General features: G+C 68.7%; 13 protein-coding genes and 2 pseudogenes. 6 read left to right on the top strand and 9 right to left on the bottom strand.

Annotated elements, in window-relative coordinates; genetic code table 11:
* Nucleotides 1–122: 122 nt before the first annotated feature.
* A complete protein-coding gene (locus tag A5764_RS15740; RefSeq protein ID WP_082951720.1) occupies nt 123–473 on the bottom strand; it encodes a hypothetical protein in 351 nt (116 codons plus the stop codon).
* A gap of 158 nt (nt 474–631) precedes the next feature.
* On the opposite strand from A5764_RS15740, the gene rbpA reads away from it, so the two are divergent.
* Nucleotides 632–967: an RNA polymerase-binding protein RbpA gene (rbpA, locus tag A5764_RS15735; protein ID WP_067114435.1), complete on the top strand. Its 336-nt coding sequence runs from the start codon at nt 632–634 to the stop codon at nt 965–967.
* Nucleotides 968–991: 24 nt separating this feature from the next.
* On the opposite strand, the pseudogene A5764_RS30100 reads toward rbpA, so the two are convergent.
* The 4 genes and pseudogenes from A5764_RS30100 to A5764_RS15715 form a co-directional block, all read right to left on the bottom strand.
* Nucleotides 992–1,807: pseudogene (locus A5764_RS30100) on the bottom strand (polyprenol monophosphomannose synthase); the annotation flags it as partial.
* An 85-nt stretch (nt 1,808–1,892) separates the two neighbouring features.
* Nucleotides 1,893–3,501 (bottom strand): annotated as a pseudogene (lnt, locus tag A5764_RS30095) (apolipoprotein N-acyltransferase); the annotation flags it as partial.
* 277 nt (nt 3,502–3,778) lie between these two features.
* Nucleotides 3,779–5,311, bottom strand: coding sequence for an amidohydrolase (locus tag A5764_RS15720; RefSeq protein WP_067114551.1), 1,533 nt, complete (start codon nt 5,309–5,311; stop codon nt 3,779–3,781).
* A 173-nt stretch (nt 5,312–5,484) separates the two neighbouring features.
* Complete coding sequence (locus tag A5764_RS15715) at nt 5,485–6,018, bottom strand: FxsA family protein (protein ID WP_067114432.1); 534 nt, start codon at nt 6,016–6,018, stop codon at nt 5,485–5,487.
* 72 nt (nt 6,019–6,090) lie between these two features.
* On the opposite strand from A5764_RS15715, the gene A5764_RS15710 reads away from it, so the two are divergent.
* Entirely contained in the window at nt 6,091–6,789 is a 699-nt protein-coding gene (locus A5764_RS15710; RefSeq protein WP_067114431.1) for a dienelactone hydrolase family protein, read from the top strand.
* 114 nt (nt 6,790–6,903) lie between these two features.
* Here A5764_RS15710 and A5764_RS15705 read toward each other — a convergent pair whose 3' ends face one another.
* Nucleotides 6,904–7,758 carry a type 1 glutamine amidotransferase domain-containing protein gene (locus tag A5764_RS15705; RefSeq protein WP_067114430.1) on the bottom strand — a complete coding sequence of 285 codons (855 nt, stop codon included), beginning with the start codon at nt 7,756–7,758 and terminating at the stop codon, nt 6,904–6,906.
* A 5-nt stretch (nt 7,759–7,763) separates the two neighbouring features.
* Complete coding sequence (locus A5764_RS15700) at nt 7,764–8,150, bottom strand: PPOX class F420-dependent oxidoreductase (RefSeq protein ID WP_067114429.1); 387 nt, start codon at nt 8,148–8,150, stop codon at nt 7,764–7,766.
* Between the two features lie 130 nt (nt 8,151–8,280).
* Here A5764_RS15700 and A5764_RS15695 point away from each other — a divergent pair, with 130 nt between their 5' ends.
* Genes A5764_RS15695 through A5764_RS15680 form a run of 4 tightly spaced genes read left to right on the top strand, consistent with a single transcriptional unit; the run spans nt 8,281 to nt 12,133 of the window.
* Nucleotides 8,281–9,513 carry a DUF1214 domain-containing protein gene (locus A5764_RS15695; protein ID WP_197501463.1) on the top strand — a complete coding sequence of 411 codons (1,233 nt, stop codon included), beginning with the start codon at nt 8,281–8,283 and terminating at the stop codon, nt 9,511–9,513.
* Nucleotides 9,510–10,655 (top strand): sulfotransferase, encoded by a 1,146-nt coding sequence (locus A5764_RS15690; RefSeq protein WP_067114428.1) that lies wholly within the window; start codon nt 9,510–9,512, stop codon nt 10,653–10,655. The genes A5764_RS15695 and A5764_RS15690 overlap by 4 nt, the downstream gene beginning before the upstream one ends.
* Nucleotides 10,642–11,298, top strand: a complete 657-nt coding sequence (locus A5764_RS15685; protein ID WP_067114427.1) for a TetR/AcrR family transcriptional regulator — start codon at nt 10,642–10,644, stop codon at nt 11,296–11,298. Before A5764_RS15690 ends, A5764_RS15685 begins: the two co-directional genes overlap by 14 nt.
* A gap of 31 nt (nt 11,299–11,329) precedes the next feature.
* Complete coding sequence (locus A5764_RS15680) at nt 11,330–12,133, top strand: SDR family NAD(P)-dependent oxidoreductase (RefSeq protein WP_067114426.1); 804 nt, start codon at nt 11,330–11,332, stop codon at nt 12,131–12,133.
* 11 nt (nt 12,134–12,144) lie between these two features.
* On the opposite strand, the gene cobN is transcribed toward A5764_RS15680, so the two are convergent.
* Both cobN and A5764_RS15670 read right to left on the bottom strand, forming a co-directional pair.
* Nucleotides 12,145–15,732, bottom strand: coding sequence for a cobaltochelatase subunit CobN (gene cobN, locus A5764_RS15675; protein WP_067114425.1), 3,588 nt, complete (start codon nt 15,730–15,732; stop codon nt 12,145–12,147).
* 3 nt (nt 15,733–15,735) lie between these two features.
* A complete protein-coding gene (locus tag A5764_RS15670; RefSeq protein ID WP_067114549.1) occupies nt 15,736–16,413 on the bottom strand; it encodes a S9 family peptidase in 678 nt (225 codons plus the stop codon).
* Nucleotides 16,414–16,467 lie beyond the last annotated feature (54 nt).

The raw sequence follows: 16,467 nt of genomic DNA, 5'->3' as shown, positions 1-16,467 counted from the left end.
AAAAACGTCCGATACTCCCGGCTTCTCGAGGAGGACCGGCTTCGACCTGCACACCCGAGTACACCTGGTCCGCCTTCCATGGCGACTTTACCCGGCAATCCTTAGCCGGCGGTCGGTGACGGCTAGACACCCACGCGGCGCCACCCGTCGGCCGCGCTGGCGGCCCGAAGCAGCACTTCGCACAGCTCCCGCAGCTCGGTCGCCCCGGCGCCCTCGTCGAGGGCCGTGGCCACATCCTCGGCCGCGCATCGCACCTGGTAAACCCGGTCCGACAGATCGGCAGCATCGTCGGCCGACAGGACCACTGCATCGGGAGGCAAGGCAGCCGCCCCGCCCCGGTTCAGCGAGGCACGTTGCTCGTAGGCGCGTTGGCGGCAGGACTGCCGGCAGTACTGGCGGCGACGGCCCATGCCGGCGTCGGTCACGTCTCGCCCGCACCAGCGGCACGGCTGCGGGCGGGCACGGCGGGTCACGCCTGCCGACTTTAGTCCGGGCAGTTCTCCAACCCCGGTATCATGGGTGGTTGCGTCGCGTATGCCGCGTGCCGGACCGGGAACTACGCGGACCGTCATAACGTTTGCTAAGCGAACAGAAGTGCATTACAGCCACAGGATCTAAAGGAGTAGCACCCATGGCCGATCGCGTCCTAAGAGGCAGTCGCCTTGGAGCCGTGAGCTACGAGACCGACCGCAACCACGACCTCGCGCCGCGTCAGATCGCGCGGTACCGCACCGAAAACGGCGAGGAGTTCGAGGTTCCCTTCGCCGACGACGCCGACATCCCCGGCACCTGGCTGTGCCGCAACGGCATGGAGGGCACCCTCATCGAGGGCGACCTGCCCGAGCCCAAGAAGGTCAAGCCGCCGCGCACCCACTGGGACATGCTGCTGGAGCGCCGCTCCGTCGAGGAGCTCGACGAGCTGCTCAAGGAGCGCCTCGAGATCATCAGATCGCGCCGGCGCGGCTGATCACGGCTCGCCGGCTGCGCCCGGCTAGCGGCGGTTGTCGGCCCGGATCGCGCCGGGACGCGCCGCCCGGCCCTCGATGCCCCATCGAGTGACCTTGACCAGCGCCTCGCGAATGTTGGAGCCGCTCATCTTGGAGACGCCGAGTTCGCGCTCGGTGAAGGTGATCGGTACCTCGGCGATGACGAATCCGTTGCACACGGTGCGCCAGGTCAGGTCGATCTGGAAGCAATAGCCCTTGGAGTCCACCCCGTCGAGACCTATCGTCTCGAGGACCTCTCGGCGGTAGGCCCGGTAGCCGGCGGTGATGTCGTGAACGCCGACGCCGAGCGCCAGCCGCGCATAGGTGTTGGCCGTCCAGGACAAAGCCCAGCGCCGCCACGGCCAGTTTCGTACGGCGCCCCCGTCGACGTAGCGGGAACCGATCGCCAGGTCGGCGCCGGCGTCGACGGCGTCCAGCAGCAGGTGCAGCTGTTCGGGGGCGTGGCTGCCGTCGGCGTCCATCTCGACCAGCACCGAGTACTGCCGGCTCAAACCCCAGGCGAAACCGGCCAGGTAAGCCGCGCCGAGGCCGTCCTTGGCGGTCCGGTGCATGACGTGGGTGCGTTCGGGATCGGCCGCCGCCAGCGCGTCGGCGAGCTCGCCGGTGCCGTCGGGGCTGTTGTCGTCGACGACGAGCAGGTGTGCGTTGGGGCACGCCTCTTTGAGCCGGCGGTGGATCACCGGCAGGTTCTCCCGCTCGTTGAACGTCGGAATGATCACCAGGACGCGCTCGCTGGGACGGTTGCCCGGAACCCGGGGCGCCGGCTGGCCGGTGGTCATGTAGCTCCTCTGTGTCGCCCGAAATCAGGTCGGCCGCCCTCGTCGGGCGGGGTGTCGTCATCGCCGCCATCCGGCGAAGTGTGGTCGCCGCCCTCGTCAGGCGGGGTTTCGCCCGGGGGCGCACCGGCGTCTTCGGCTTCACCCCGAGGCCTGGACCTGAGGCGAATCGGACGCGGGAACCATCCATTCTGCCGTATCCCGACCAGAATGACCGCCCCGGCCGCCACGACCAGGACCCATTGCAGGATCGGGGCCCAGCGCGTCGCCGGGGTCAGCTTCGTCTTGAGCCGCACCTGGATGTCCAGATAGGCGGGCTGGAAGAAGTCGGTGCGCACCAACTCGGCGCCATCGGGGGCGATCACCGCGCTGATGCCGGTGGTGCCGGCGACCACGACGTATCGATCGTGCTCGACGGCCCTGACCTTGGCGAACGCCAGCTGTTGTTCGCTCATGGTCTGGTTGAACGTGGCGTTGTTGCTGGGCACGGCCAGCAGCTGGGCGCCGTTGCGGACCGCTTTGCGCGGAGCCCGGTCGAAGATCACTTCCCAGCAGGTGGAAACCCCGACCGGCACGCCCGCGACGTGCACCACGCCGCTGCTCTTGCCGGGCACCATGTGCCCGGCCCGGTCGGCGTATCCGGAGAGGTGCTTGAAAAGCCAGGGCATCGGCAGGTACTCGCCGAAGGGCTGCACGATTTCCTTATCGTGGCGGTCCGCGGGTCCGGTGACCGGGTTCCACACGATCACCGTGTTGGTATACGCCGAACTCTCTTGGCCACGGCCCGCCACGTCGAGGATGGTGCCGACCACTACCGGCACCCCGATCGCCGCGACGGCTCGCGCAACCTGCTCGGCGGCGTCGGCGTTGATGAGCGGGTCGATGTCCGACGAATTTTCCGGCCAGATCACGAACTGGGGTTGTGGCGCCGCCCCGGCACGCACGTCCTCGGCCAGCCGAAGCGTCTCACGGACGTGGTTGTCGAGCACCGCGCGGCGTTGGGCGTTGAACTCGAGGCCCAGCCGCGGCGCGTTGCCCTGCACCACGGCGACCGTGACCGTGGGTTCGCCGCCCGCGCCTGCCCCGGAGTGCCGGACCTGCGGCCACACGATGACCGCGGCGAACAACACCAGGCAGATGCAGACACCGGGCAACACGACCGCGGGCGGCTTCGCGTCATCGCCGCCCCGCTCGCGACCCGTTTGCCACCACTTCGCGATTTCCAGCGCGATGGCGGTGGCGCTGAATCCGACGAGCATGATCGCCGTCGAGAGCAGTGCGACGCCGCCGAGCTGCACCAGCGGCAGGAACGGACCCTGCGCCTGCCCGAAGGCGACCGACCCCCAGGGGAAGCCGCCGAAGGGAAAGACCGACTTCAACCACTCCTGAGCCGCCCACAGCACCCCGAACCAGAGGGGCCAGCCCGGCAGCCGTCGCACGATGACGGCGCACAGGCCGAACAGGCCGGGGAACAGCGCGCACATCGTCGCCAACGCCAGCCACGGCACGGCGCCCACCAGGCTGCTGATCCAAGGCAGCAGCGGCACATAGAACGCCAGCCCGAACAGAAACCCGTAGCCGAGCCCGCCCGCGGCCGTGGTGGCGGGGTGGGTCAGCACCCACGCCAGCAGGGCGGCGGCGACGACGGCGGCCCACCACCAGTTCACCGCGGGGAAGCTGGTGAACAGCAGCAGGCCGGCCGCGAAGGCGAGCGCCATGCGCGGCAGCCGGGGCACCAGCGCGGCCCGAACGGCGGGCAGCCGCGCGATCGCCGCGGCACCCAGTCCTTCGAGCGCGCGGCGGGTTAGCGCGGCCAGCCGATGCACCGGGACGGCGTCCGGGTGGTCGGGCTTTCCCGGCTCGGGCTCGGCGTGGACGGCGCTGGGCTCGTCGTCCCGCTCCGATTCGGCTTCGTCGCTGATCGGGTCGGTGTCCGGACGAAGGGGGAGGTCCCGGGTGTCGCGGTCGGCGGGCTCGTTTCCGCCGAGCCCTTCCCTAGCCATAGATGACCGCGCCTCGATGCACGGTGCGCCGGCAACGCGGCAAGGCGTCGGTGGGGCGCAAACGCGGCAAGGCGGGTACGCGGGAGCGCGGATCGGTGGACCAGCGCTGGACGGCGTCGCGGGGTGCGTGGACGTCCAGGTCGCCGGCGTCCCACACGGCGTAGGAGGCCGGCGCGCCGGGCACCAGCGTCCCGGCGTGGCCGTCGCCGGCCCCGCTCGCCCGCCAGCCGCCGCGGGTTGCGGCGGCGAACGCGGCACGTGCCGAGATCGCGCTGCCGCGGGTGCGATGGTTGACGGCGGCACGCACGCTCGCCCACGGGTCTAGGCCCGTGACCGGGGCGTCGGAACCGAGCGCGAGGGGCACGCCTTGGGATGCTAACAGCGCGAGTGGGTTGAGCCGGTCGCCTCGCTCGGCGCCCAGGCGCCGGGCGTACATGCTGTCGGCGCCGCCCCACAACGCATCGAAATTGGGCTGCACGCTGGCGATGACGCCCCACGCGCCCAGCTTGGCGGCCTGGTCGGCGGTCACCATCTCCACGTGCTCGAGGCGGTGCCCGCAGCGGGCTACGGCGGCGACCCCGACGTCCGCGACGACCCGTTCTAAGGCGCCGACCGCCGCCGAGACCGCGGCATCGCCGATGACGTGGAATCCCGCGGTCACCTCCGCGTGGGTACACGCCCGCAGGTGGGCTTCGATGGCGCCGGGGTCCAGGTAGCAGGTGCCGACGCGGTCCGGGGCGTCGGCGTACGGGTCGTGCAGCCACGCGGTGCGCGACCCGAGGGCCCCGTCGACGAAGAGATCACCGGCCAGCCCACGCGCCGCCGTCTCGTCCATCAGCGCACGCGCCTCGGCTTGTGTGGTCACCGCCTGGCCCCAGTAGCCGATCACCTCGACACCTTGGTTGAGGTCACGCAGCCGCAGCCAGTCATCGAGGCCGCCGATCTGGGGGCCGGCGCATTCGTGCACCGCGACGATCCCGGCCGCCGCGGCGGCCCGCAGCGCCGCGGTGCGGGCTTCCGCCAGCTGCTGGGCCGTGAGCAGGTCGCGGGCGACCGCGCGGACCAGGTGGTGCGCGTCCCCGACCAGCGGCCGGTCGGCGGTGAAACCGGCCGCGGCCGGTAGGTCTGGGACCAGCCGCCGCAGGCCCGTTGAGGCCAGTGCGGAGTGGACGTCCACGCGCGATAGGTAGGCGGGCCGGTCACCGAGGACGCCGTCGAGGTCGGCGGTGCTGGGGACGGTGTTCTCGGCCCACGACGATTCGTCCCAGCCGTGCCCCCACACCGGCTGCCCCGGGTGGGCGGCCGCATGCTCGGCGACCATCCGGATGCACTGCGCCCGCGACGCGGCCGGCCGCAGGTCCAGGCCGCTGAGCGTCAGGCCGGTCGCGGTCACGTGGATATGACTGTCGACGAATCCCGGCGCGACAAAGCCGCCGTCGAGATCCTCGACATCGGCGCCGGGGAACTGCCCGCGCCCGACGTCGTCGCTGCCCAGCCACACGACGACATCGCCGCGGACCGCCATCGCGGTGGCGTCGGGGTGGCTGGGGCTATGGATGCGGCCGTTGACCAGCAGCGTGGTGGGGGGATCGGACTCGTCCTGCGACGATGCAGGCCGCAAAACGGCCTGAGGAGGAGCAGGACAACAGGACTCTGTCACAGGCCAAAACTACGTGCGGCGGGGGCGAACCGGGCAGATCAGTCCCACCCGGGCTGACCCGGGAATCCACCGCGCGGGTCGTTGGGCAAGGCCTGCGGCCGGACGTCCCGGACGTCGACCACCTCGCCGTCGATGTAGTCCCGGCCCCCGCCCGGATAGCCGTGCGGCGGCTCGGCTCCGAACAGCGCCGTGTCGGTGATGAGCGGCATCCGTCGCCGCAAACCACGCGTCACGACCGCGGTCAATCCGGGGGCGACGGCCGACCGTATCGGTCGAATCAGCAGCAACAACCCCAGGGCCGTGGTGACCAGCCCGGGGACGAGCACCAGCACGGCGGCCAGCGTGAGCAGCGCGCCGTCGCTGACCGCGCTGCGCGGCTCGGCGACGCCGGACCGCAAATGCCCGATTTGGCGGGTGAGGTGCGAGCCCGCCATCGGCGCCAACAGGCACGACCCGAGCACGAAGCTCGCCGACAGCACCAGCAGCGTCCAACCCCAACCGATCGTCGAGACCAGGGCGGCGGCCGCCGCGAGCTCGACGACTGCGTAGATCAGCAACAGGCGCGAGAACATGTCATGCCAACGTCCGCCGGCCACGGCGGAGTTCCCTGGTGGGACACGACGCGGCTGCAGTTAGATGACGCTATGACGACGATTCAGATCGATACGCCGGACGGACGCATCGAGGCACTGCTGAACCTTCCCCAAGGGCAAGGACCGTGGCCGGGCGTGGTGGTCATCCACGACGCACTCGGCTATCGGCGGGACAAGGAGGCCATCAACGAGCGCATCGCCCGGGCAGGGTATGCGGCGCTCACCCCGAATCTGTATTCGCGGGGTGGCCGCATCCGCTGCATCACCCGAGTCATGCGCGAGATGCAGACGCAGCGGGGCCGCGCCCTTGACGACATTCTGGCCGCGCGCGATCACCTGCAGGGGATGCAGGAGTGCTCCGGTCGCGTTGGCATCGCCGGCTTCTGCATGGGCGGCCACTTCGCGCTCGTCATGTCGCCCAAGGGTTTTGGCGCCTCGGCGCCGTTCTACGGCACTCCCCTGCCCCGCAACCTCGACCAAACGCTGGACGGGGCCTGCCCGATCGTGGCGAGCTTCGGCGGGCGCGATCCGCTGGGCAGGGGCGCGCCCGACAAATTCCGTGAAGTGACCGCCGCCAGACAGATCACCACCGACATCAAGGTCTACCCCGGCGTCGGGCACAGCTTCGCGAACACGCTCCCCGCCCAGCCACTGCTTCGCATCGCCGGTTTCGGTTACGACGAGGCAGCCACCGAGGACGCCTGGCGCCGGGTCTTCGCCTTCTTCGGCGAGCACCTGAAGCAGGAATAGCCCCCGCGACCCTCAGCTGCTACTGGCCACCGTCAACGGTGGGCCCGACCTCAACAGCCTGTACCAGTGGTGGCGGCGCGACGGTGGCATGACGCGGCACTGAAATGCATTGCCTCAGTTGAGCTTTTGCGACAGCACGCCGGCGAAGGTATGGGTGTCTCCCGGCCAGCGCGCCGAGACGTAGTTGCCGTCGTCGACGACGAACGCCGGCCGTGAGTCGGTCGCGGTGTCCCTCACCATGCCCGACGCCTTCAGCCAGGCGTGCGGCGAGCCGCGGGTGACGTCGCAGAAATCCGTCGAATCTTTAAGTGCGCGAGTGACTTCCGACTGCACGGACATGTAGCCGCCGGGCTGGCCGGCTTCCTCGGTGTAGGTCCGGTAGTAGTTGGGATCCCAGAATCGGGTGATCCGGGTGAGGCGCCAGGCCAGGCGTTCCATGGCCCACGTCAACGCGGTGGTCTTGCGACCGTAGAGCACCGAGCGGCCGGTGCCGGGATCCACGCTGCGCGCGGCGAGCAGCACACCGTGACAGATTGCGGCCACCACGAGCCCGCGGGCCAACGCGTCGACGACGAGCCGCTGAAGTAGCTCGCTGTCGATGTAGCTGCGCATTCCGCGGGCGCGATGCCCGCCGGGCAAGAGCAGCGCGTCGACGCCGTCGAGGCTGGCCCGCTCCCAGGCGAGCGGGCGCTGGTACTCGGGTGACCGCAGCATCTCCCCGTAAGCGTCGCGGCCGTCCTTGTTGGCCCGCAGCATCAGGCCGACCAGCGGAATGGACCCTAACACCGGTAGCGCGGACCACAGGTCCAAGCCGCGGCCGGTCACCATGATGTCGTCGGCGACCCCCGGCGCGCCGCTTTCGGTGGCGAAAACCACCCGGTGGCCGTCCCTGGCCAGGACGCGCCAGCTGACTGCGACCTCGGTCGGGTCGAAGTCACGATCCGGAATCGGGATCAGGACGGTGCCCATTTGCGTTAGGGCGCGGCCACTTTGAGCTCGAGGCCGACGTTGCTTTCCATGCCGCCGCGCATCTTGCTGAAAAAGTTGAAGACCTTGCCCATGACGCCGTACCGCTTGCCGATCGCGTCGTACACGGCGGCGGTTTCGGACTTGTCGAGGATGGTCGCGGTGCCCTCGACCACCTCGCTCGTCGGACGGCCGCGCATGGTGCAGGTGGCCATCGTCACGCGGGGCGTATTGCGGATCCGCTTGACCTTCCACGACTTTGCCTCGGTGATGACGAGCAGCCGGTCCCCGTCCAAGGCGGTCCAGATGGGAGTGGGCTTCGGCCGGCCGTCCTTGGTGAAGGTGGTCAGCAGGATGTATCGCGACTTGGCGAGGTCGGCGAAGGTGGTCGTCACGGTGTCAACCTACCGCGGAGCGGATGCGGCGTTGACATTCACGCCCATCAGCTGCGATAGTCAGCGGGCATTAAACGTAAACCCGGTTTTCATTTAAGGGCGTTGGGAACACCGACCGAAGCGGGGACACATGAGCGACCCGATGAAGCCAATGGCGTGGTTGCCGTTCTCGATTGCCGAGGCGGCGCTATCCGGGGACCCCCGCAACGTCGACCTGCCACACGCGTGGTCGTACCTGATGGACCGGCTCCGCGAAGCCGCGCAGACTGTGGAGTCCGAGCCGGCGAGCCGAAATCGGGTCGACCTCGCCGCGGGCATACGACATCTCCTCGTGCTGCTCACCGCGGGTATCGATGAGGTGTTGCGGTTTGATCCGGATCCGATCCTGTCTGTGCAACGCACCAGTACCGATGACGTCGTGACTTGGGGAATGGAGTGTCCGGACTGCGTTTACGCCCGTGCCGTGCTGCGCGGCGGGGAAAGTTACCGACTGTTCGGCAATCGCGGCACCGCCCGCTACGTCGGGCTGCAGACGATGAACGGCATCGCGGCAACGGCGAACGAACTGGTCGACGAACTCGAGGTGGATGCCGACGGAAACTTCGAGGTGGTGCTATCAGCCTCAGGACAGACGGAACGAACGGGCAATTGGATGCGTATCGACGGCGAGCATCCCACGTTGACGGTGCGGCACTTCTTCTACGACTGGGAGACCGAGGTGGCATCGTCGCTGCGCATTGAGCGGCTAGGCCGCGCGGTGGAGGCCACCAGCCGTCCGGTCGATCCGCAGCAGGCGGTGACGAGGCAACTGGTCGCCCTCGGCGACTTCGTCCAGGACAACCTGGCGTTCTTCTTGCAGTTCGGTGCGGCGGCCCCATCGAACGGGTTCCTGCCGCCCATCGACCGCACCGACATCGGAGCCGCCGCGGAGAACAGGCCGGTGATCGGCCGGTGGGAGCTGCACCCCGACGAGGCACTCATCGTCGAAGTGGAACCGCCGGAAGGGATTTACTGGAGCTTTTCGATCGGCAACCCGTGGTGGGAAACCATTCATTACGGGCGGCACCAATCCAGTCTGAACGCCCATCAGGCCGCGGTGGATTCCGACGGCCTCGTCCGCATGGTGTTGAGTGCCGAGGATCCCGGGGTCGCGAATTGGCTTGACACCGCCGGCTACAGCAACGGTCCCATCATCCTGCGCTGTGTGCGCACCAAGACGGCGCCGACACCGACGACGCGAGTCGTGCCCGTCGGCAATATTCGGGCAGAATTGCCTTCGGACACCGCAGTGGTCACCCCCGAAGAGCGGAAATCCATCCTCGTGGCACGCCGGCGCGCTGTGCGCGAAAGGTTCGGACGATGACCTTCGACGCTGACGAGTTAGAGGAAGGCGCCTGCGCCGCAACCGGTCTCGAGGACTTCGGTTCGTCCTACTATCGCGAGGGTCTCGAACGCATCGTTGAAGCGCTGAATACTGAGGCTGACCTCAACGACGTGGGCCGGGTCATCCAGCACGCCACCATCAGCAACGCCCTGATTCAACGCCTCAAGATCGAGGACGCCTATGCTCAGCACCCCGAGATCGACCACCAAGTAGTCGGCGGACCGATCTTCGTGATCGGATTGCCCCGCACCGGGACCACCGCGCTGAGCCAGCTGGTGGCTGCCGACCCCCAGTTCCGGTCATTGCGCATGTGGGAATCCCAAGCACCCACCCCGCCGCCGGAGGCCGCAACCCAACACAGCGACCCGCGGATCGCACAGGCCGAGGCCGGTCTGAAGATGCTCGATGACATGTTCCCGTTGATGAAAACGCTGTACAACTCCGAGCCTACGGCGCCGACCGAATGCCAGGACCTGATGGGAATGAGCTTCCGTACATTCCACTTCGACGGCGCCGTCCGCGCACCCAGATATCTGGCGTGGCTGATGGATTGCGACATGCGCGGGACGTACGCGTTCCACCGGCGAGTGCTCAAGCTGTTGCAATGGCACTGCCCGCCGGTTCTATGGCACCTCAAGACCCCCGTGCATATGTTCGCCCTCGACGCGCTCGTTGAGGCCTATCCGAACGCCAAATTCCTGTGGAGTCACCGTGATCCGGCCAAGGTGATGGCTTCGGTGTGCAGCCTTATCCAGTACGTGCGAAGCTGGAGTAGCGACCGCAACGACGCCAAGGAGCTGGGCGCCGAGCAGCTCGACAGCTGGGTCGAAGGGGTGCGGCGGGCAATGGATTTCCGTCGCCGGGTGGGCGACGACCGATTCGCCGACGTCTCCTTCGCCGACTTGCGAACCGATCCGGTACGCACGCTGCAAACCAGCTACGACTCCCTGGGTTTGACCTTTACCGATGCCACTTTGCGCGCGGTCACGCAATGGGCGCAAGGACATCGACCGGGCTCGCGCGGTACCCACGACTACGAGCTCGCCGACTACGGCCTGACCCCCGAGGGTGTTCGTGAGCGGTTTGCGGACTACCTCGCCGCCTACGATGCGACGGCCTGACCCGGTGGGCACTCCTCGCAGGCGGCGACGCGACAAACTGCCTCCCGACCCTGCGGTGCGCCGCGAAATCTTGACCGCCGCGTCCAAAACGCTGCGGGAGCATGGCATTCGAGGACTCAGCATCGCCGCGGTCCTTGACGGAGCCGCATTGGGCACCCGCGCGTTCTATCGGCATTTCGACTCCAAGGACCAACTGGTGGCCGCGCTCTTCCTTGAAATGGCGCGCGTGGAGGAACGGCGACTACGACGCCGGATGGCTTATGCCACCACGGAGATCGGCGCGGTGGCGGCGTGGATCGATGGACGTCTCGACTTGGCATTCGATGACAACATCAAATCCGATTTACGCCGCGTGTCGCTGGAAGCCCAATCGCAGATGTTCGCCTCCCCCAGTCTTGTCCAGCCGGCGTACGAGCAGTTGCTCAAGCCGCTGAGCGAAGCGCTTCAACGCGGCCTGCAGCACGGGGTGTTCCATCACATCGATCCGGTGACCGACGCGCAGGCCATCCACGCCGTGGTGTGGGCGGCCATCGAGCGGCAATGGACGACCGGCGATTGTGACCGCGACAACGTCCGCCAACGCGCGCTTCGTTTCTGCTTGGGCGGGCTGGGCGTGACGGCGGAAGCGATCGCCCAGGTTTGACCAACCGCACACCAATCAGAGGGAGACACGGATGGACCTGGGCTTCGCGGGATCGACGGCCGTGGTCACGGGCGGCAGCAAGGGTATGGGGCTGGCTATCGCCGAAACCCTTGCGGCTGAGGGAGCCAGCGTCGCGGTGATGGCGAGAAGCCGAGGAGCGCTCGACGCCGCCGTGCTAACGCTGCGCGAGGCGGGCGCTCCGGATGCCCTAGGGATCAGCGTGGATATGGGTGATGCCGAGTCCATCGCCGATGGCTTCGCCGCGGTCTCGGAACGTTGGGGCCAACTCAATAGCCTGGTTCACACAATTGGACCGGGCGACGGCTATTTCGAGCAGATGGACGACACACAATGGGACGAAGCCTTCACACTCGGCACGATGTCGGCCGTGCGATCGATCCGCGCCTCGTTGCCGTTGCTGCGCGCCGCGGACTGGGCACGCATCGTGACGCTGTCCGCGCACTCGATTCAGCGGCAAAATCCGCGCATCGTCGCCTACACGGCATCGAAGGCGGCATTGGCCAGTGTCACCAAGAACTTATCGAAAAGCCTTGCCAAGGAGGGCATACTGGTCAACTGCGTGTGCCCCGGAACCATTGTGACTGCGAGCTTCACCGAAGTGCTCAAAGACATCCTCGCCGCCGATGGCCTCGACGCCACTAATCCGGTCGATGTCATGACCTGGATCGACAACAACTTTCACCAGCCCTGCGACCTCGGCCGCGCCGGACTTCCCGAAGAGGTCGCTTCCATTACGGCCTACCTGGCGTCGCGGCGAAACGGTTACGTCACGGGCGCCACGGTCAACGTGGACGGCGGGTCGGATTTCATCTGACAGCTGCCTGCTCAGCCCTCGAGATCACCCTCGGTTTCCAGTAGCGCCTGGCGCAGGCCGTCGAGCGTTTCCGGCCGCGGGTCCGCCCACATGCCGCGGCCGGCGGCCTCCAGCAGCCGTTCGGCCATGCCGTGCAGCGCCCATGGGTTGGATTCCGCCATGAACTTGCGGTTCTCCGGATCAAGCATGTAGCGCTCGGTCAACTGCTCGTACATCCAGTCGGCCATCACCCCCGCGGTGGCGTCGTAGCCGAACAGGTAGTCCACCGTCGCCGCCATCTCGAACGCGCCCTTGTAGCCGTGCCGGCGCATCGCGGCCATCCAGCGCGGATTGACCACGCGGGCGCGGAACACCCGGGCGGTCTCCTCCGACAGGGTGCGGGTGCGGATGGCGTCGGGCCGCGTGTTGTCGCCGATGTAGGCGGCCGGCGCCTGCCCGGTCAGCGCCCGCACGGTGGCCACCATGCCGCCGTGGTACTGGAAGTAGTCGTCGGAGTCGGCGATGTCGTGTTCGCGGGTGTCGGTGTTCTTGGCGGCCACCGCGATGCGCCGGTACTGGCGGTTCATATCTTCGGCGGCAGGCCGACCGTCCAAACCGCGGCCGTAGGCGAACCCGCCCCAGGCGGTGTACACCTGCGCGAGGTCGGCGTCGTCGCGCCAGTTGCGGCTGTCGATCAGCTGGAGCAGCCCGGCGCCGTAGGTTCCCGGCTTGGACCCGAAAATCCTTGTTGTGGAGCGTCTTTGGTCGCCATGCTGGGCGAGGTCGGCCTGGGCGTGCGCGCGCACGTAATTGTCGCACTCCGGCTCGTCGAGGTCGGCGACCAACCGCACCGCGTCGTCGAGCATGGTCACGACGTGCGGGAAGGCGTCGCGGAAGAACCCGGATATCCGCACGGTGACGTCGATGCGCGGGCGCCCCAGCTCGGCCAGCGGAATCGCCGTCAGGCCGACGACCCGTCGCGACGCGTCGTCCCACACCGGTCGAACACCCAGCAACGCAAGGACTTCGGCGATGTCGTCACCCGCGGTGCGCATCGCCGAGGTGCCCCACACAGACAGGCCCACCGATTGCGGCCACACCCCGCGGTCGTTGCGGTACCGGGCCAGCAGCGAATCCGCCAGCGCCACACCGGCTTCCCACGCCAGCCGGGACGGCACACCCTTGGGGTCGACGGAATAGAAATTGCGGCCGGTGGGCAGCACGTTGACCAGGCCGCGCAGCGGTGATCCCGAGGGGCCGGCGGGGATGAAGTGGCCGTCCAACGCCCTTAGCACCTGCTCGATTTCGGCGGCGCTGCCGGCCAGCCTGGGCACCACCTCGGTGGCCGCGAACCGCAGCACCGCCGCGACGTCGATGTCGTCGGTGATCCCTTCGACGGCGTCGGGATCCCAGCCGCTGGCCTGCAGCGCGGCGACGAGCCGGCGGGCCGCGGCCTCGGCCTGGTCGACCGAGGACCGTTCGTCGGTGCCGTCCTCGGCCAGGCCCAGCGCCTGCCGCAAGCCAGGAAGGACGTGTTCGCCGCCGAACAGCTGACGGGCCCGCAGGATGGCCAGCACCAGGTCGAGTTCGGCGGCGCCGGTTGGCCTTTGCCCGAGGATGTGCAGCCCGTCGCGGATCTGCACGTCCTTGATCTCACACAGCCACCCGTCGACGTGCAGGATCATGTCGTCGAACGCGTCCTCTTCCGGGCGCTCGGCCAGCCCCAGGTCGTGGTCCATCTTGGCGGCCCGGATCAGCGTCCAGATCTGCTGGCGGATGGCGGGCAGCTTGGCGGGATCCAGCGCGGCCACGTTGGCGTGCTCGTCGAGCAGTTGCTCCAAACGCGCTATGTCGCCGTAGGTTTCGGCGCGCGCCATCGGCGGGATGAGATGGTCGACGAGCACGGCGTGGGCCCGCCGCTTGGCCTGGGTGCCCTCGCCGGGATCGTTGACCAGAAACGGGTAGATCATCGGCAGGTTGCCCAGCGCCGCGTCGGGTCCGCACGCCGCCGACATGCCCAGCGTCTTGCCCGGCAGCCATTCCAGGTTGCCGTGCTTGCCCAGGTGCACCACGGCGTCAGCGCCGAATCCGGCGTCCAGCCAGTGGTAGGCGGCCAGGTAGTGGTGGCTGGGCGGCAGGTCCGGGTCGTGGTAGATGGCGACGGGCTTTTCGCCGAAGCCGCGGGGTGGCTGGACCATCAGCACCAGGTTGCCGGCTTGCATTGCCGCGATGACGATCTCGCCGTCGGGGTCGCCCGCGCGGTCGACGAACAGGTCGCCGGGTGGCGGGCCCCAATGCGCCTGCACCGCGTCGGTGAGCTCGCCGGGCAGGGTCTCGAACCAGGCGCGATAGTCCCTGGCGCGGACGCGGATCGGGTTGCCGGCCAGCTGTCCGTCGGTGAGCCAGTCGGGGTCTTGGCCGCCGCGTTCGATCAACGCGTGGATCAGGGCATCACCGTCGCCGGCCTCGACGCCGGGCAGATCGCCCACCTGATAACCGTGATCGCGCATCGCCCGCAACAGCGCGACGGCGCTGGCCGGGGTGTCCAGGCCGACCGCGTTGCCGATCCGGGCGTGCTTGGTGGGATAGGCGGAAAACACCAGGGCCACCCGCTTGTCGGCCGGTGCGACGTGCCGCAGCCGCGCGTGCCGGAGGGCCAGCCCCGCGACCCGCGCGCAGCGTTCCGGATCGGCGACATAGGAGATCAGCCCGTCGTCGTCAATCTCCTTGAAGGAGAACGGGACCGTGATGATGCGGCCGTCGAACTCGGGCACCGCCACCTGGCTGGCCACGTCGAGCGGGCTGAGGCCGTCGTCGTTGTCGCGCCACTGGTCACGCGGGCTGGTCAGGCACAAGCCCTGCAGGATCGGGATGTCCAGGGCCGCTAGGTGTTCGACGTTCCAGCTGTCGTCCTGGCCACCGGCCGCCGCCGTCGCGGGTCTCAATCCCCCGGCGGCCAGCACGGTGACCACCATGGCATCGGCGTCGCTAAGCCGTTGCAGCAGTTCGGGTTCGGCGGTGCGGAGCGAGGCGCAGTAGACGGGCAGGGGTTGCCCGCCGGCGTCTTCGATGGCCCGGCACAGCGCGTCGATGTAGGCGGTGTTGCCGGCCAGCTGCTGGGCGCGGTAGTAGAGCACCGCGATCGTCGGGCCTTCAGTGACCCTGGCGTTCGGCCGTTCCAGCTCGCCCCAGGTCGGCGTCACCACCGGCGGGCTGAAGCCGAAGCCGGTCATCAGCACCGTGTCCGACAGGAAGGCGTGCAGCTGGCGCAGGTTTTCCACGCCGCCATGGGCCAGGTAGATGTGCGCCTGCACGGCAATGCCCGCCGCGAGGGTGGACAGGCCGGTCAACTCGGCGTCGGCGGCCTGTTCGCCGCTGACCAGCACCGTCGGCAGCCCGCTGGCGATCACCGCGTCGATGCCGCTCTGCCAGGCCCGGTAGCCGCCGAGGATGCGCACCACCACGATCCCCGCATTGTCTGGTAGCAAGGCGAGCTGCTCCTGCAGCTCCTCATCGGACAGGCGCGACGGGTTGGCCCACCGATAGTTCTTCCCGCTGGCCCGGGCGCTGATCAGGTCCGTGTCGGACGTCGACAGCAGCAGGACGGTCGGCTCAGCCACCCATTATTCGTACAGCAGCGTCGCCGCGATGCGAGCGGCGACCTCGGCGGCGACCTCCAGCGGCCGCCCACCGGCGGCCGGCCCGTAGCGATCGGCGACCGCGTCGTAGTCGGCTCCGGCGATCGACCCGTGATCGGCCTCCAGCTCGACCAAATCCACCGGCCACCCGACGTCTCGGAGGCTGGCGGCAAACTCCCTGCTGGCTTCCACCGGTACGGAGTCATCGGCGAGTCCGTGCAGCAACGTGAATGGCGAACCGACGCGCTCGGCGGACAGCATGTCAGCCGGCCTCCGACCAGAGATCGGATCCGGGACCATGAAGGCGCCGGCGAGGCAGACCGTGTGCGCGAAGGCGACATCGAAGCGTGCTGCGTCGAGCGTCACGCCCGCCGCGGCGCAACCCCCCATGGACCACCCGACCAGCACGATGCCGTCGGCGTCCGGGGCGCGGTTGCGGGTGAAGTCGAGCGATCGCAACAGGTCGGCGCGCCCGCCGTCGTCGGCGTGGGAGTTCCAGTCCGGCGCCACCACCGCCGCGCCGCGGTCGGCGAGCATGCCGGCAAGGGGGCCGAAGGCGGCGCGGGCGTCGGTCTGCATGCCGTGCCACAGCAAGACCGTCGGTCGCGAAGAATCGCCGTAGACATCGGCCAAACGTCCCGGGGCGTACTCCACCGTCCTCACGGCCACGAGTGTGCCCGAAGCCCGCGCCGAGCGTGCAACCAGCGCGAAAAACTC

The organism is Mycobacterium sp. 852002-51057_SCH5723018, from assembly GCF_001667035.1.
Taxonomy (GTDB): domain Bacteria; phylum Actinomycetota; class Actinomycetes; order Mycobacteriales; family Mycobacteriaceae; genus Mycobacterium.
This window is presented reverse-complemented; position numbering and strand designations above follow the sequence as displayed.

What these genes read in the sequence shown, in the direction of transcription:
- A5764_RS15680 (WP_067114426.1), top strand. Translation starts at nt 11,330, where the DNA reads ATGGACCTGGGCTTCGCGGGATCGACGGCCGTGGTCACGGGCGGCAGC.
- A5764_RS15685 (WP_067114427.1), top strand. Translation starts at nt 10,642, where the DNA reads ATGCGACGGCCTGACCCGGTGGGCACTCCTCGCAGGCGGCGACGCGAC.
- A5764_RS15715 (WP_067114432.1), bottom strand. Translation starts at nt 6,018, where the DNA reads ATGTTCTCGCGCCTGTTGCTGATCTACGCAGTCGTCGAGCTCGCGGCG.
- A5764_RS15695 (WP_197501463.1), top strand. Translation starts at nt 8,281, where the DNA reads ATGAGCGACCCGATGAAGCCAATGGCGTGGTTGCCGTTCTCGATTGCC.
- A5764_RS15705 (WP_067114430.1), bottom strand. Translation starts at nt 7,758, where the DNA reads ATGGGCACCGTCCTGATCCCGATTCCGGATCGTGACTTCGACCCGACC.
- A5764_RS15710 (WP_067114431.1), top strand. Translation starts at nt 6,091, where the DNA reads ATGACGACGATTCAGATCGATACGCCGGACGGACGCATCGAGGCACTG.
- rbpA (WP_067114435.1), top strand. Translation starts at nt 632, where the DNA reads ATGGCCGATCGCGTCCTAAGAGGCAGTCGCCTTGGAGCCGTGAGCTAC.
- A5764_RS15690 (WP_067114428.1), top strand. Translation starts at nt 9,510, where the DNA reads ATGACCTTCGACGCTGACGAGTTAGAGGAAGGCGCCTGCGCCGCAACC.
- A5764_RS15720 (WP_067114551.1), bottom strand. Translation starts at nt 5,311, where the DNA reads ATGGCGGTCCGCGGCGATGTCGTCGTGTGGCTGGGCAGCGACGACGTC.